The organism is Candidatus Devosia phytovorans (assembly GCA_029202405.1).
Taxonomy (GTDB): domain Bacteria; phylum Pseudomonadota; class Alphaproteobacteria; order Rhizobiales; family Devosiaceae; genus Devosia; species Devosia phytovorans.
The window spans coordinates 3,123,376-3,138,814 of sequence record CP119312.1 but is presented as its reverse complement, the minus strand read 5'-3'; the positions used below and the strand labels follow the sequence as shown (position 1 = coordinate 3,138,814).

At 61.9% G+C, this 15,439-nt stretch carries 17 protein-coding genes; 16 read left to right on the top strand and 1 reads right to left on the bottom strand.

Annotation, left to right across the window (positions count from 1 at the left end; translation table 11 throughout):
- Positions 1-150 precede the first annotated feature (150 nt).
- The 16 genes from P0Y65_15510 to P0Y65_15435 all read left to right on the top strand — a co-directional run bounded on the left by P0Y65_15510 (position 151) and on the right by P0Y65_15435 (position 14,751).
- Positions 151-627 carry a carbon monoxide dehydrogenase subunit G gene (locus P0Y65_15510; protein WEK03590.1) on the top strand — a complete coding sequence of 159 codons (477 nt, stop codon included), beginning with the start codon at positions 151-153 and terminating at the stop codon, positions 625-627.
- Between the two features lie 107 nt (positions 628-734).
- On the top strand, positions 735-857 hold the full coding sequence (locus tag P0Y65_15505; protein WEK03589.1) for a hypothetical protein: 123 nt from the start codon (positions 735-737) through the stop codon (positions 855-857).
- Between the two features lie 194 nt (positions 858-1,051).
- Positions 1,052-2,056 carry a BMP family ABC transporter substrate-binding protein gene (locus tag P0Y65_15500; protein ID WEK03588.1) on the top strand — a complete coding sequence of 335 codons (1,005 nt, stop codon included), beginning with the start codon at positions 1,052-1,054 and terminating at the stop codon, positions 2,054-2,056.
- A gap of 27 nt (positions 2,057-2,083) precedes the next feature.
- A complete protein-coding gene (locus P0Y65_15495) occupies positions 2,084-3,661 on the top strand; it encodes an ABC transporter ATP-binding protein (GenBank protein WEK03587.1) in 1,578 nt (525 codons plus the stop codon).
- A complete protein-coding gene (locus P0Y65_15490) occupies positions 3,658-4,788 on the top strand; it encodes an ABC transporter permease (protein ID WEK03586.1) in 1,131 nt (376 codons plus the stop codon). The genes P0Y65_15495 and P0Y65_15490 overlap by 4 nt, the downstream gene beginning before the upstream one ends.
- 2 nt (positions 4,789-4,790) lie before the next feature.
- Complete coding sequence (locus P0Y65_15485; protein ID WEK03585.1) at positions 4,791-5,756, top strand: ABC transporter permease; 966 nt, start codon at positions 4,791-4,793, stop codon at positions 5,754-5,756.
- Between the two features lie 35 nt (positions 5,757-5,791).
- Entirely contained in the window at positions 5,792-6,202 is a 411-nt protein-coding gene (locus P0Y65_15480) for a cytidine deaminase (GenBank protein ID WEK03584.1), read from the top strand.
- An 89-nt stretch (positions 6,203-6,291) separates the two neighbouring features.
- On the top strand, positions 6,292-7,086 hold the full coding sequence (locus P0Y65_15475) for a purine-nucleoside phosphorylase (protein ID WEK03583.1): 795 nt from the start codon (positions 6,292-6,294) through the stop codon (positions 7,084-7,086).
- On the top strand, positions 7,083-8,072 hold the full coding sequence (deoC, locus tag P0Y65_15470; GenBank protein WEK03582.1) for a deoxyribose-phosphate aldolase: 990 nt from the start codon (positions 7,083-7,085) through the stop codon (positions 8,070-8,072). Before P0Y65_15475 ends, deoC begins: the two co-directional genes overlap by 4 nt.
- A 1-nt stretch (position 8,073) precedes the next feature.
- Positions 8,074-10,440 carry an aldehyde dehydrogenase family protein gene (locus P0Y65_15465; protein ID WEK03581.1) on the top strand — a complete coding sequence of 789 codons (2,367 nt, stop codon included), beginning with the start codon at positions 8,074-8,076 and terminating at the stop codon, positions 10,438-10,440.
- Positions 10,441-10,468: 28 nt separating this feature from the next.
- A complete protein-coding gene (locus P0Y65_15460; protein ID WEK03580.1) occupies positions 10,469-10,696 on the top strand; it encodes a DUF433 domain-containing protein in 228 nt (75 codons plus the stop codon).
- Positions 10,693-11,073 carry a DUF5615 family PIN-like protein gene (locus P0Y65_15455; protein WEK03579.1) on the top strand — a complete coding sequence of 127 codons (381 nt, stop codon included), beginning with the start codon at positions 10,693-10,695 and terminating at the stop codon, positions 11,071-11,073. The genes P0Y65_15460 and P0Y65_15455 overlap by 4 nt, the downstream gene beginning before the upstream one ends.
- Positions 11,070-12,392 carry a thymidine phosphorylase gene (gene deoA / locus P0Y65_15450; GenBank protein WEK03578.1) on the top strand — a complete coding sequence of 441 codons (1,323 nt, stop codon included), beginning with the start codon at positions 11,070-11,072 and terminating at the stop codon, positions 12,390-12,392. Before P0Y65_15455 ends, deoA begins: the two co-directional genes overlap by 4 nt.
- An 11-nt stretch (positions 12,393-12,403) precedes the next feature.
- Positions 12,404-13,621 carry a phosphopentomutase gene (locus P0Y65_15445; GenBank protein WEK03577.1) on the top strand — a complete coding sequence of 406 codons (1,218 nt, stop codon included), beginning with the start codon at positions 12,404-12,406 and terminating at the stop codon, positions 13,619-13,621.
- 11 nt (positions 13,622-13,632) lie between these two features.
- The gene (gene upp / locus P0Y65_15440; protein ID WEK03576.1) at positions 13,633-14,262 is read left to right on the top strand and encodes a uracil phosphoribosyltransferase; all 630 of its coding nucleotides are present in this window, start codon (positions 13,633-13,635) and stop codon (positions 14,260-14,262) included.
- A gap of 90 nt (positions 14,263-14,352) precedes the next feature.
- Positions 14,353-14,751 (top strand): VOC family protein, encoded by a 399-nt coding sequence (locus P0Y65_15435; protein ID WEK03575.1) that lies wholly within the window; start codon positions 14,353-14,355, stop codon positions 14,749-14,751.
- Positions 14,752-14,800: 49 nt separating this feature from the next.
- Here the strand turns inward: P0Y65_15435 and P0Y65_15430 are convergent, their stop codons facing one another.
- Positions 14,801-15,424: an HAD family phosphatase gene (locus tag P0Y65_15430; GenBank protein ID WEK03574.1), complete on the bottom strand. Its 624-nt coding sequence runs from the start codon at positions 15,422-15,424 to the stop codon at positions 14,801-14,803.
- Positions 15,425-15,439 lie beyond the last annotated feature (15 nt).

Below are 15,439 nucleotides of genomic sequence, written 5' to 3'. Positions count from 1 at the left end.
ACCCTGTCGCACCGCAACTATTTAGACCATATTGGTGCGAAAAAGCCGCACGTAAAGAGCGGGGCAGCACGCAATGGTCGGCAATTCTTTCAAGCGTCATCAAGGCCTTATTACGGCGGCCGCGCCTCGTCTGTACGCGGGTGAATGCTGATGGATTTCGGTGGCCGCTATATCCTCGCCGCGCCCCGCACCCAGGTCTGGTCCGCACTCAATGACACCGCCATGCTCAAGGCCGCCATTCCCGGTTGCCATAAGATCGAATGGTCCGGCGAAACCGCGCTCGACCTCGAGATCAAGGTCAACCTCGGCGTCATCCATCCCACCTTCCATGGCGAACTGACACTATCCGACATTCACCCCGCCGAACGCTACACCCTCTCCGGTCGTGGCAAGGGTGGCCTGCTCGGCAGGGTGGAAGGCGCAGCCGATATTACCCTCGCGGACCACGGCGACGAAACACTTCTCGTCTTCTCCGCCCAGGGTGGCGGGTCAGGTCAGGTGATGAAGCTGGGCAAGGCCGTCATCGGCAATTCGGCCCAGAAGGTCATCGATGGTTTCTTCGAGCGTTTTGCCGCGGCCATGGGCGTCGCCGTCACGCCTTTGCCGCCGCTGGAACAGGGCGCTTAACCGCTTCGTAACCACGCCGATATCCGCCTTCAAAGCATCACAATCGGTCAAGCGATCCTGGGTTATCAGATGGGCAACCAAACCCGCTCAATTTGAAACAAACTGCCATGACCGCCAAGACTCGCGACACGCTTGCCCTCTTCGCCATTGCCTCGCTGGCCATTCTGGCCGTGCTCTATGGCGACGCCGACTTCGGGCAGATATTCACAGCCATCGTCGCGCGTCTCTGAGCGTTTTGCCCAGGTGCTGGGCACTTCTCCGTCCAAGCGTCATGCAGGCTGGCCAATTTTTGACCAAATGGAAAAATAGCCTACATTTCCACTTGCAGACGGGGCGTTTGCACGATTTTATCCCCTGTTAGCGCACGGAGATTGTCCGTTGGCCGCTTGGCCCTCGCTCATGTGCGATACAGGGAGACTACTCTATGAATTTCACCAAGCTCACCAAGGCCCTTGCTGGCGGTGTCGCATTTTCCGCGATCCTCACGGGCGTCGCCTTCGCTGATCCCGCTCTGATCTATGACCTCGGCGGCAAGTTCGACAAATCCTTCAACGAAGCGGCCTACAATGGCGGCCAGGCCTGGAAGGAAGAGACCGGCGGCAATTTCGTCGATCTCGAACTGCAGAACGACGCCCAGCGCGAGCAGGCCCTCCGCCGCTTTGCCGGTCAGGGTGCCAACCCGATCGTCATGGCTGGCTTCTCCTGGACCGCGGCGCTGACCGCTGTTGCTCCCGAATTCCCGGATACCAACTTCGTCGTGCTCGACACCGTTGTTGAGGCTCCCAATGTGCAGTCGATCCTGTTCGACGAACACACCGGTTCCTTCCTTGTCGGCGCTCTGGCTGCCCTCAAGTCCGAGACCGGCACCGTTGCCTTCGTCGGCGGCATGGACGTTCCGCTGATCCACAAGTTCTACTGCGGCTACGCCCAGGGCGCCAAGGCAGCGAACCCCGACGTCACCCTGATCGAAAACTACACCGGCACCACGCCCGCCGCCTGGAATGACCCGGTTACCGCAGGCGAGCTGACCAAGGCCGCTATCGACGCCGGCGCCGACGTGATCTTCGCCGCCGCTGGTGGCTCGGGCATCGGCGTGCTGCAGACCGCCAAGGATTCCGGCAAGTTCTCCATCGGCGTCGACAGCAACCAGAACTACATGCAGCCCGGTTCCGTGCTGACCTCGATGGTCAAGCGCGTTGACGTGGCCGTCAAGAACGCCCTGACCGAAGCCGCCGATGACGCGACCTTCAAGCCGGGCGTGACCATCCTCGGCCTCGCCGAAGACGGCGTCGGCTATTCCGTCGACGAGTTCAACGAAGCCCTCCTGACCCCGGAAATGACGGCGGCCGCCGAAGACTACAAGGCCAAGATCATCGCTGGCGAGATCGAGGTCCACGACTACACCACCGACTCTGCCTGCCCGCTTTAAGCGACGCGTATGAGCCAGGATGGCATGATGAACACGCAGCGGCCGGAAACGGCCGCTGCAATCGCCCCGGCCAATGGCTGGGCGATCGAGCTTGAAAAGATCAACAAGCGGTTTGGCGCGGTTCACGCCAACAAGGATATCGACCTCAAGGTCGCGCGCGGCACCATCCACGGCATCGTGGGCGAGAACGGCGCGGGCAAGTCCACGCTGATGTCGATCCTCTATGGATTCTACACCGCCGACAGCGGCACGATCCGTGTCAACGGTACCGAACAGTCGATCACCGACAGCCGCCACGCGCTGGCGCTGGGCATCGGCATGGTGCACCAGCATTTCATGCTGGTCGACAATTTCTCGGTTCTGGAAAACATCATTCTGGGCGCCGAAGACTCCGGCTTCATCAAGCCGAGCCTTGATCGCGCCCGCAAGGAACTCAACCGTCTCGAAACTGAATACGACCTCGAGGTCGATCCCGATGCCATTGTGGAAGATATCTCGGTCGGTCAGCAGCAGCGCGTCGAAATCCTCAAGGCCCTCTACCGCGGCGCCGAAACCCTCATTCTCGACGAGCCCACTGGCGTCTTGACGCCGAGGGAGGCCGACGACCTCTTCCGCGTCCTGCGCACCCTGCGCGAGCAGGGCAAGACGGTGATCCTGATCACCCACAAGCTGCGCGAGATCATGGCCATCACCGACAATGTTTCGGTCATGCGCCAGGGTGAAATGGTCACCACGGTCAAGACCTCCGAGACCAGCCCCGAACAGCTGGCTGAGCTCATGGTCGGCCGTCGTGTGCTGCTGCGCGTCGACAAGACCCCGGCCAATCCGGGCAAGACCCTGCTCGAAGTGCAGAACCTCGTTGTCAACGACGACATGGGCATCACCCGCGTCAAGGATGTGAGCTTTTCCATTCGCGCCGGCGAAATCGTCGGCATTGCCGGCGTCTCGGGTAACGGCCAGAGCGAATTGCTCGAATCCATTTCCGGCATGCGCGACCAGAAGGCGGGCAACGTCCTGCTCAAGGGCACCGCGCTCTCGCTCAAGGGCGATGACGGCGCCGCCCGCGCCCGCGAGGCTGGCCTCGCTCATGTGCCCGAAGACCGTCAGCGCATGGGCCTCGTCACCAGTTTCGCCGAATGGGAAAACGCCATTCTCGGTTATCAGGATCGCCCCGACTACGGCGCGGGCTTCTTCCTCGATATTGGTGCTGCCAGGAAAGCCGCCGCCGAACACATCAAGCTGTTCGACGTCCGCCCGGCCAATATCAATCTCAAGAGCTCGCTCTTCTCCGGCGGCAATCAGCAGAAGATCGTGCTGGCCCGCGAAATGGAACGCGATCCGGACGTGCTGGTCATCGGCCAGCCGACCCGCGGCGTCGATATCGGCGCCATCGAGTTCATCCATAACGAAATCATCAAGATGCGCGACGAGGGCAAGGCCATCCTGCTCGTCTCGGTCGAGCTCGACGAAATCCGCTCGCTTGCCGATCGTATCCTCGTCATGTTCGACGGCGTCATCGTCGGCGAGGCAGACCCCGCCACCGCCACCGAAGGCGAACTCGGCCTGATGATGGCCGGCATCGGCAAGAAAGAAGACGCCCAATGAGCGCCCGCAGACCCCTCCCGCGCTGGGCCGATATTGCCCTTCTTCCCGCCATCAATCTCCTTCTGGCCTTCCTCGTCTCGGGCCTTGTCGTCCTTCTTGTCGGCCAGAACCCGCTCCATGCCATCCAGGTCATCATCTACGGTGCCTTCGGCTATGGCGATGGCTTGGGTTACACGCTCTATTACGCCACCAACTTCATCTTCACCGGCCTTGCCGTGGCGGTCGCGGCCCATGCCGGCCTGTTCAACATCGGTGGTGACGGCCAGGCCTATGTGGCGGGCCTCGGCGCCATCATTGTCGCCCTGGCGCTCGATCAGACCCACTGGCTGCTGGTCCTGCCGCTCGCCGTCATGGCCTCGGCTGCCTTCGGCGGCTTCTGGGCCTTCGTGCCAGGCTGGCTGCAGGCCAAGCGCGGCAGTCATGTGGTGATCACCACCATCATGTTCAATTTCATCGCCTCGGCGCTGATGGTCTATCTGCTCAATCGCGTCCTCAAGACCCGCACCAACATGGCGCCGGAATCGGACACGATCGAAGTCGCTGGCCGCCTGCCGCAGCTGCGCCAGTTCATCTCCTTCTTTGGCTATTCGCCGGTAAACCTGTCCATCGTCATCGCCGTCCTGGCGCTGATCGGCGTCTATATCCTGATCTGGCACACCAAGTTCGGCTATGCCATGCGCGTGCTCGGCGCCAATCCGACCGCCTCGCGCTATGCCGGCATTTCCAACTCCAGGATGATCATGATCACCATGGCCATTTCCGGAGCGCTCGCCGGCATGATGGCGATCAACGAAGTGCTCGGCGTGCAGAACCGCCTGGTGCTCGATTTCGTCGCTGGCGCGGGCTTTGTCGGCATTGCCGTGGCGCTGATGGGCCGCAATCATCCCGTCGGCATTGCGCTGGCCGCCATTCTCTTCGGCGCCCTCTATCAGGGTGGGCAGGAACTGCAGTTCGTCATCCCCGGCATTACCCGCGAGATGATCGTGGTCATCCAGGCCCTCGTCATCCTCTTCACCGGCGCCATGGAAGGCCTGTTCCGTCCCTCGCTCGAACGCGCCTTCATGCTCTTCTCGCCCGAGCAGAAGGCGCAAGCCATCGCCGTCTCCACCGCAAAGCCGGAGGCGTGACCGTGGATATCGCAGCCATTCTCTCGATCCTCGACGCGACCATCCGCCTCTCGACGCCGCTGCTGCTGGCGTGTCTTGCCGGCATGTATTCCGAACGCGCCGGCATTTTTGACATCGGCCTTGAAGGCAAGATGCTGGCGGCAGCCTTCGCCGCTGGCGCCGTCGCCGCCATCACCGGTTCCGCCTGGCTTGGTCTGTTGGCCGGCATGGCGGTGTCGCTCTCGACGACGCTCCTGCAGGGCGCCGCCGCCATTACGCTCAAGGGCAACCAGCTCATCGCCGGCGTCGCCATCAACATGCTGGCCGCCGGTATGACGACCTTTCTTGGCCAGACCTGGTTCAGCCAGGGCGGCCGCACCCCGCCACTGCAGCCCGGCGGGCGCTTCGAGCCCATCACGCTGCCCTTTGCCAATGAGCTGGCGGGCATTCCCATCCTCGGGCAGATCTATGCCGACCTGATCTCGGGCCACTATATCCTCGTCTACATCGCCTTCATCATGGTGCCGGTCACTGCCTTCGTGCTGTACCGCACCCGCTTCGGCCTGCGCCTGCGTGCCGTCGGCGAAAATCCCAAGGCGGTGGATACAGCCGGCATTTCGGTGGTCAAGCAGCGCTACCAGGCCATCATCATCACCGGCCTGCTCTGTGGCGTCGCCGGCGCCTATTTCTCCATCGCCCAAGGCTCCGGCTTCGGCAACAACATGACGGCGGGCAAGGGCTATATCGCGCTTGCCGCACTGATCTTTGCCAAGTGGAAGCCTGTCCCGGCCATGTTCACCTGCCTGCTCTTCGGCTTCCTCGATGCGCTGCAGATCCGCCTGCAGGGCGCCCAGCTCGGCGGCGTCGAAATCCCCGTTCAGGCCATCCAGGCGCTGCCCTATGTGCTGACTGTCATCCTGCTGGCGGGCTTCATCGGCAAGGCCGTCGGCCCCAAGGCGGGCGGCGTCGCCTATACCAAGGAGCGCTGAGCCGGTTTACAACAGCTCAGCGCAAAGGAACTGACATGACCGATACCGGAAACGACAAGGCCTTGTTTGAGGCCGCCGAAGCCATTCGCGCCAAGGCCTATGCGCCCTATTCGCGCTTCCATGTGGGAGCTGCCATCCTCGCCGATGACGGCAAGATTTACGCCGGCGCCAACATCGAAAACGCTGCCTATCCGCAGGGCAACTGCGCCGAGGCTTCGGCCATCTCGGCGATGATTGCCGGCGGCGCCCGGCGCATCAAGCGCATTTATGTCACCGGTCCAGGCTCCGCCCCGGTCACGCCCTGCGGCGGCTGCCGCCAGCGCATCCGCGAATTCGCTGATCTCGACGTCACCGTGATTTCCCATGGCGTCGAGGGAACCCCGTTGGTACAGACGCTCGAGCAATTGCTGCCACACAGTTTCGGGCCAGAATACCTGCCCAAATAGCAGCAGAAAACCGCCAGAAGACCGCCAGAAGACCGGAAATGTCTTCGCCAGCTATCACCCGCCTGAGCGGGGCAAGTTTGGACATTGATATGACTAAAGCTGCAAAGACCATTCAGAAGATCGCCGGCAAGGAACCCATCGCTGCCGCCATCGTGCTCGGCTCCGGCCTGTCGGCTATTGGCGAACTGATCACCGATAAGGTCACCATTCCCTATTCCGAACTCAAGGGCTTTCCCGGCGGCGGCGTCTCCGGCCATGGCCGTGATCTGCTGATCGGCACCATGGGCGGCAAGCGCATCGCCGTTCTCACCGGCCGCGAACACTATTACGAACACGGCAACGCCGCCGCCATGCGTCCGGCGCTCGAAGCCATGGCCGATCTGGGCGCTCAGACACTTCTCCTGACCAATTCCGCCGGTTCGCTCGACGAGCGCTTCCGTCCGGGCGATCTGATGATGCTCTCCGATCATATCAATTACGCTGGCGCCAATCCCCTGATTGGCGAGCCCACCGACCGCCGCTTTGTGAACATGGTCGATTGCTATGCTCCCGACCTGCGTGCCAAGGCATCGGCGCTGGCCGAGCGTCTCGACATCCGCATCGGCGAAGGCATCTACCTCTGGTATTCCGGCCCGAGCTTTGAAACCGTTGCCGAAATCCAGATGGCCATTCGCCTCGGCGCCAATGCCGTGGGCATGTCCACGGCACCAGAAGTCATCCTCGGGCGTTTCCTCGGGATGAAGGTCTGGGCCTGCTCGTCCATCACCAATATGGGCGCCGGCCTGTCGACCGAAAAGATCAGCCATGAGCACACCAAGACCATGGCAGTGCAGGGCGCGGAGAAGCTGAAAAAGCTCATACCCGCGCTGGTGGAGGAACTATGAGCCTGAGAGTCGTCGACAACAACGAGACCCAGACGCCGCACAAGCGCAATCCCGGCTTTCAGCTCGATCTCGACTGGGTCGAACGTGTCCGCATGAACCGCTCGGCGCTGGAGCGCCGCGCCGGCTCGATCGGCGCGCGCCGCACCGTCAAAAAGGACTATCAGCTCGCCTGGCTACTCAAGGCCATCACGCTGATCGACCTGACGTCGCTCAATGCCGATGACACCGATGGCCGCGTCACCCGCCTTTGCGCCAAGGCGCGCAATCCGCTGCGCAGCGACATTCTCGAAAAACTCGATATCGGCACCCTGCGCATCCTGCCCGGCGCTGTCTGTGTCTATCACGGTTTCGTCCATACCGCCGTCGAAGCCCTCAAGGGCACCGGAATCCCCGTCGCCGCTGTCTCGACCGCCTTCCCGCATGGTCTCGCCCCGGTTGAAACCAAGCTCAAGGAAATCGAATATTCCGTCGCCGATGGCGCCGAGGAGATCGATATCGTCATCGAGCGCGGCATGGTCCTGCGTGGCGATTGGCAAGCGCTTTACGACCAAGTCAAAGCCTTCCGCAAGGCCTGTGGCAATGCCCATATCAAGACTATCCTGGGCACGGGTGAACTCGCGACCCAGACCAATATCGCCAAGGCCTCGCTGGTCTGCATGATGGCTGGCGCCGATTTCATCAAGACCTCCACCGGCAAGGAAAAGGTCAACGCCAACCTCGTCACCAGCCTGACCATGATCCGCATGATCCGCTGGTTCGCCGAGGAAACCGGCATTGAGATTGGTTACAAACCTGCTGGCGGTATCGCTACCGCCGGTGATGCAGTTAAGTATATGGCGCTGATGAAGGAAGAGCTGGGCACCCACTGGTTGCAACCGCATCTCTTCCGCTTCGGTGCTAGCAGTCTGTTAACCGATATCGAGCGTCAGCTGGAGCATGGCCTGACTGGCCACTATGCCGCTGACTACCGCCAGCCCCTGGTGTGACATGAACAAGATTACGCAGATTTTCCAGTCACTTGACTACGGTCCGGCCCCCGAAGGCCCCGAGCAGGCCTACGCCTGGCTCGACAGCCACGAGCGCAAGTTCGGCCACTTCATCGACGGCAAATTTTCCAAGCCCGGCAAGACTTTCGCCAGCGAAAATCCCGCCACCGGCGACAAGCTTGCCGACATCACCGACGGCACAGCCGAGGACGTGAACGCCGCGGTCAAGGCCGCCCGCGCTGCCTTCGGTCCATGGTCGGCCCTAAGTGGCTATGAGCGCGGCAAATATCTCTATGCCATCGCCCGCGCCGTGCAGAAACACGCCCGCCTCTTCGCCGTGCTCGAAACCCTCGACAACGGCAAGCCGATCCGCGAAAGCCGCGACATCGATATCCCCTTGGTAGCACGCCATTTTTACCACCACGCCGGCTGGGCCCAGCACCTCGCCCGCGAGTTTCCCGAGCATGTGCCCTACGGCGTCTGCGGCCAGATCATTCCGTGGAATTTCCCGCTGCTGATGCTGGCCTGGAAGATCGCCCCGGCCCTTGCCGCCGGCAATACGGTCATCCTCAAGCCCGCCGAATTCACCTCGCTGACCGCGCTGCTCTTTGCCGAGATCTGCGAACGTGTGGGTCTGCCCAAGGGCGTCGTCAATATCGTCACCGGCGCCGGCGAAACCGGCCAGGCCATTGTGGCGCATGAAGATATCGACAAGATCGCCTTCACCGGCTCGACCGAAGTCGGCAAGGCTATCCGCGCTGCCACCGCTGGCACCGGCAAGGGCCTCTCACTCGAACTGGGCGGGAAATCGCCCTATATCGTCTTCGAAGACGCCGACATCGACAGTGCCATCGAAGGCCTTGTCGATGCCATCTGGTTTAACCAGGGCCAGGTCTGCTGCGCCGGCTCCCGCCTCCTCGTGCAGGAGAGCATCGAAGAGCGCTTTATCAAAAAGCTCAAGACGCGCATGGCAAGCCTGCGCACCGGCGATCCGCTCGACAAGTCCATCGATATCGGCGCCCTGGTCGCCCCGGTCCAGGTCGAGCGCATCCAGGACCTGATGAAGCGCGGCATCGCCGAAGGTGCCGTGGTTTATGAGGCCGAAGGCCCTGTGCCCGCCAAGGGCTGCTTCCTCAAGCCGGCCCTCGTCACCAATGTCTCGCCTGCCAACACACTGGCAGCAGAAGAAATCTTCGGACCCGTATTGGTCGCCATGAGCTTCCGCACCCCCGAAGAGGCGGTCGCCTTGGCCAACAATACCAAGTATGGCCTCGCCGCCACCATCTGGAGCGAGAACATCAACCTCGCCCTCGATATCGCGCCAAAGATCAAGGCCGGCGTGGTCTGGATCAATGGCACCAACAATTTCGACGCGGCCGTCGGCTTCGGCGGCTACAAGGAATCCGGCTTCGGCCGCGAAGGCGGCCGCGAAGGCATGGGCGCTTACCTCAAGCCCGCCTGGGAAAAGGCTCTCGAGCCCGCCCCCGCCGCCAGGCCCGCCGTGGCAAAGGCCGGCAATCCACTCGATGCCAGCCACGTCGATCAGACTGCAAAGATGTATGTCGGTGGCAAGCAGGCTCGTCCCGACAGCGCTTATACCCGCCCCGTCCTCGACCCGTCCGGCAAACTGATCGGCGAAGTCGGCGAGGGCAACCGCAAGGATATCCGCAACGCCGTCGAAGCCGCCCGCGCTGCGCTCGGTTGGTCGACCACGGCTGCCCATTCTCGCGCGCAAATCCTCTACTTCCTTGCCGAAAACCTCGACTACCGCCGCGACGAATTCGCCGCCCGTATCAAGGCGCAGACCGGAATGGACGGCACCGAGGAAGTCGCACTCTCCGTCGAACGCCTCTTCGCCTTTGCCGGCTGGGCTGATAAATACGATGGCGCCGTGCACAATCCGCCGCTCCGCGCCGTTGCCGCCGCCATGGTCGAGCCGCTTGGCATCCTGGGCATTGTCGCCCCGCCATCCCGTCCATTGCTCGGCTCGATCGCCCTGATCGGTCCGGCGCTGGCCATGGGCAACACGATTGTGCTGGTCCCCTCTGCCACGTCCCCGCTTTCGCTGACCGATCTCTATCAGGTCATCGAAACCTCCGACGTGCCCAATGGCGTCATCAATATCGTCACCGGCGAAAGCGCTACGCTGGCAAAGACCCTTGCCGAACACGACGGCGTCGATGGCCTCTGGTTCGCCGGCGATGCCGAGACCTCGACCATGGTGGAAAAGGCCTCCATCACCAATCTCAAGCAGACCTGGACGAGCCGCGGCCTCTACTACGACCTGTCCGACCGGCGTTTCGAAGGCGACTATTTCCTGTCCAGGGCCACCCAGATCAAGAACGTCTGGATTCCCTACGGGGCGTGACCTATCTTGATGGCGAAGGAGCAAGGCCATGGGTTTTGACCGGATTTCGCATGATCCCGCCGTCATGGGCGGCAAGCCGATCATTCGCGGCATGCGGGTGACCGTCGGCATGGTTCTGAGTGAGCTTGGTGCAGGCAGCACCATCGAGCAGGTTCTGGAAGAATTCCCCTATCTTGAGCGGGAGGACATCCTTCAAGCCATTCGTTACGGGGCGTGGTTGGCCCAGGAAACTGTCATTGATCTTACCGACGCATGAGATTCATCGTCGACATGAACATGTCGGCGAAGTGGGTGCTGGCCCTTCAACAAGCAGGCTATGATGCTCGGCACTGGTCGAGCATAGGCTCAAGCAAGGCACCTGATAGCGATATTGCTGCGATGGCGAGAGCCGAGGATGCGATCGTGCTGACCCGTGATCTGGATTTCAGCGCGATTGTGGCCACGACTCATCTGGAGAAACCGAGCGTCATACATCTGCGCGATAAGGATCGTTTCGACGAAGCAACGGTCGCTCGTCTTTTGATGACGATCAAAGCCTTTGAAACATTGTTGCGGTCAGGTGCCATTCTAACTATCGCCGGCAATCGCGCCCGGATCAGGCCTTTGCCCGTATCTGAAAGACCCCAAAAGTGACCTTCCTCCCCCAAGAAGTCATCCTCAAGAAGCGCAATGGCGAGGTCCTGCCATCTGAGGACATTGCCCGCTTCATTGCCGGCTTTGCCGAAGGCACGGTGTCCCATGCCCAGGCCGCCAGCTTTGCCATGGCGGTCTATTTCCAGGACATGACCATGCCCGAGCGCGTGGCGCTGACGGTCGCCATGCGCGATAGCGGCACCGTGCTCGACTGGTCCGATCTCGACGGTCCCGTTGCCGATAAGCATTCCACCGGTGGCGTCGGCGACAATGTCAGCCTCATGCTGGCGCCGATCCTCGCCGCCATCGGCATCTATGTGCCGATGATTTCCGGCCGCGGTCTTGGCCATACCGGCGGCACGCTCGACAAGTTCGACGCCATTCCCGGATACCAGACCAGTCCCGACAACGCGCTGTTCCGCAAGGTAGTGAAGGACATCGGCTGCGCCATCATCGGCCAGACCGCCGATCTCGCCCCCGCCGACAAGACGCTCTACGCCATCCGCGACGTCACCGGCACAGTTGAATCCATCTCGCTGATCACCGCCTCCATCCTCGCCAAGAAGCTCGCAGCCGGCCTCGGTGCGCTGATCCTGGACGTCAAGACGGGCTCCGGCGCCTTCATGCCCACGCTGGACAAGTCCCGCGACCTGGCGAAAAGCCTTGTCGAAGTCGCCAATGGCGCCGGTCTCAGGACCGGTGCGCTGATCACCGACATGAACGAGCCCTTGGCCAGCGCCGCCGGCAATGGCCTTGAAGTCCGCAATGCCGTGGACTTCCTGACGGGTAAGCATCAGGACGCTCGCCTGCGCGAAGTCACCCTCGCTCTCTGCTCCGAAGTCGCCGCCATGACCGGCATAGCGCCGGAGGCCAAGGCCGCCCGCAAGCTCGTAGACGACGCCCTCGACAGCGGCCAGGCCACCGAACGTTTTGCGCAAATGGTCAGCGCCCTCGGCGGCCCCGCCGATTTCGTCGAGCAGATGGACCGCCATCTCGCGCCCGCCCCCATCATCCGCGACGTCTTTGCCACGGGGCAGGGGACCATCACCGAGATCGACACCCGCGGCGTCGGCATGGCCGTCGTTGCCCTCGGCGGCGGCCGTACCACGCCAACCGACAGCATCGACTACACCGTCGGTTTCGACCGCCTCGTCGGTCTCGGCATCAGGGTCGACGCAGGCACTCCGATTGCCCGCATCCATGCCCGCGACGACGCCAGCGCCGCCGATGCCGAGGCACGCCTCAAGGCTGCCTACGGGCTGGGCGATAGTGCCCCGCACTTCCCGCTGATCGCCGACACGATCGCCCCCACCGTCTGAAGGTTCTCGCCATGCCCCGCGCCATACTCTGCATTCTCGACAGCGTCGGCATCGGCGGCGCGCCCGATGCCAATCTCTATGGCGATACCGGCTCAAACACCGTCGGTCACATTGCGGAGTGGGCCGCTGCAGGAAAGGCTGATCGCCCGGGCCTCCGCTCTGGCCCACTGACCCTCCCCAACCTCGATGCGATGGGTCTGGGCGCCGCTATTGGCCTCTCGACCAGCACTGTCCCGCCCAATATGTCGCTCACGGCCAAGGGCGGTCGTTTTGGTGTCGGCCGCGAAGTCTCCAAGGGCAAGGATACGCCCTCCGGCCATTGGGAGATCGCCGGTGTGCCCGTCCCCTTCGACTGGGGCTATTTCCCCCAGTCCGAGCCGACCTTTCCGCCAGACCTGATTGCCGAATTCGTCAAGCGTGCAAAGCTCCCCGGCATTCTCGGCGACAAGCATGCGTCGGGCACCGATATCATCGCCGCACTGGGCGAGGAGAGCATCCGCACCGACAAGCCTATCTGCTATACCTCCATTGATAGCGTTTTCCAGATCGCCGCCCACGAAACCGCCTTCGGCCTCGATCGCCTCTATGAAATCTGTCAGATCGCCTTTGAACTCACCGCGCCGTTGATGATCGGCCGGGTCATCGCCCGACCCTTTATCGGCGATAGTGCATCGAGCTTCAAGCGCACCGGCAATCGCCGCGATTTCGCCATTTCCCCGCCCGAGCCGACCCTGCTCGATCGCAACCAGGCCGCCGGCAATCAGGTCTACGCCATCGGCAAGATCTCGGACATCTACGCCGCCCACGGCGTCACCCACAAGATCAAGGGGACCGGCCTGCCTCAGCTTTTCGACAAGACGCTGGACGCCATGGAAATGGCCGCGGACAATGCCTTCATCATGACCAATTTCGTCGATTTCGACAGCGAATACGGCCATCGCCGCGACGTGCCCGGCTATGCCGCGGCGCTCGAATATTTTGACACCCGCATTCCCGAACTGATCAGCAAGCTGCGCCACGATGACCTGCTCGTCTTCACCGCCGATCATGGCAATGATCCGACCTGGCCGGGCAGCGATCACACGCGCGAGCAGGTGCCGATCCTGGTCTTTTCCCCAAGCCTGGCGCAAGGCGAGATTGGCATTCGCCCCACCTTCGCTGATATAGGGGAGAGCATAGCCCATTGGCTGGGCCTCGCGCCCGGCCGCCACGGCAAGTCCTTTTTGTGAAAGATGATCCCATGAGCAACGTAACCGTCATCGATCACCCGCTGATCCAGCACAAGCTGACCATCATGCGCAACAAGGAGACCTCCATCGCCGGCTTCCGCCGTCTCCTGCGCGAGATCGCGCATCTGATGTGCTACGAGGTCACCCGCGATCTCGAGCTGGAAATGATCCCCATCGAGACGCCCATGGCGCTGATGGATAGCCCCGCCATCAAGGGCAAGAAGCTGGTCTTCGCCTCGATCCTGCGCGCCGGCAATGGCCTGCTCGATGGCATGCTCGATCTCGTCCCGGCCGCCCGCGTCGCCCATATCGGCATCTATCGCGATCACGAAACCCTTGAGCCGGTTGAATATTATTTCAAGGCTCCGTCCAACCTCGAAGATCGCCTGATCATCGTGGTTGATCCCATGCTGGCCACCGGCAATTCGGCCACGGCAGCCATCGAAAAGCTCAAGGAACGCGGCGCCAACAACATCCGCTTCCTGTGCCTGCTTGCTGCCCCCGAAGGCATCAAGAACTTTGCCGATGCTCATCCCGATGTGCCGGTCTTCACCGCCTCGATCGACAGCCATCTCAACGAGAAGGGCTACATCATCCCCGGCCTCGGCGACGCCGGCGACCGCATGTACGGCACCAAGTAGGACCTCACGCGCGAGACGCGCTCCGGACGGGGCGCGCCACGCGCGGGGTCCTCGCTGCGCTCGTCCATTCCAAACAATGAGATTTTGACCATGGCCACCAAGCTTGCGCATTCGATGATCCGCGTTCTCGAGGAGGAGCGCTCCGTCGACTTCTATCGCCGCGCCTTTGGGCTTGAGATCGTCAATCGCCTGGAATTTGCTGATTTCACGCTGGTTTACATGGCCAAGGAGCTCGACGGTTTCGAGCTGGAACTGACCATCAATCACGGCCGCACCGAGCCCTACGATCTCGGCGATGGCTATGGCCACCTCGCCGTTGTCGTCGACAATCTCCACGCCGAGTACGAGCGCTTCGCGGCCGAGGGTTTTACCGTCGGCAAGCTGGTCGATTTCAAGAATGGCAATGTGCCGGTCGCGCGCTTCTTTTTCGCCACCGATCCGGATGGCTACAAGATCGAAGTCATCCAGAAGGGCGGACGCTTCCAGTAGGAAACCACTGTCGCGAAAGAAAAAACCCCGGATCGCTCCGGGGTTTTTGTTACTTGGCCTTGAGTGGCAGGCCCAGGGCGATCAATTCCTTGCGGGTCTGCGCCGGGTCCTTGAAGTGAATGCCCTTCATGCCAAATTTGCGCGCCGAGACGATATTGGGCTCATTATCATCGATAAAGACACAGCTCTCCGGCGACAGTGAATACCGTTCGCAGAACAGGCGATAGAGCCGCGGATCCGGCTTTACCAGGCCCTCAAGGCCCGAGACGATGACGCCGTCGAACTTTTCGAGGAACGGCCATTCACCCAGGCAGCTCATCCACTTTTCCCAAGAGAAATTGGTGATGGCGAAGGTTGGAATATCCTGTTCGATCAACTCGTTATGGATGTCGATCGTGCCTTGGATGAAGGGCCCGAAGGTCTCCTTCCAGCGCAGGTCAAAGGCCTGGATTTCGCGCCAGTATTTGGGGAAGCGGGTGACCAGCTTGGCCACGCCCTCAGCGTAGATTTCGCCGGCGTCGAACTCGAGATTCCACGCTGCCGTGCAGATGGTGTCGTGAAACCACTGCGCATCTTCCTCGGTTTCGAAGAGTTTGCGGAACAGATACATCGGGTTCCAGTCGACGAAGACGCCGCCAAGATCGAAAACGGGGATCAGCGTATCGTCACTCATTGGAATTACCGCGTC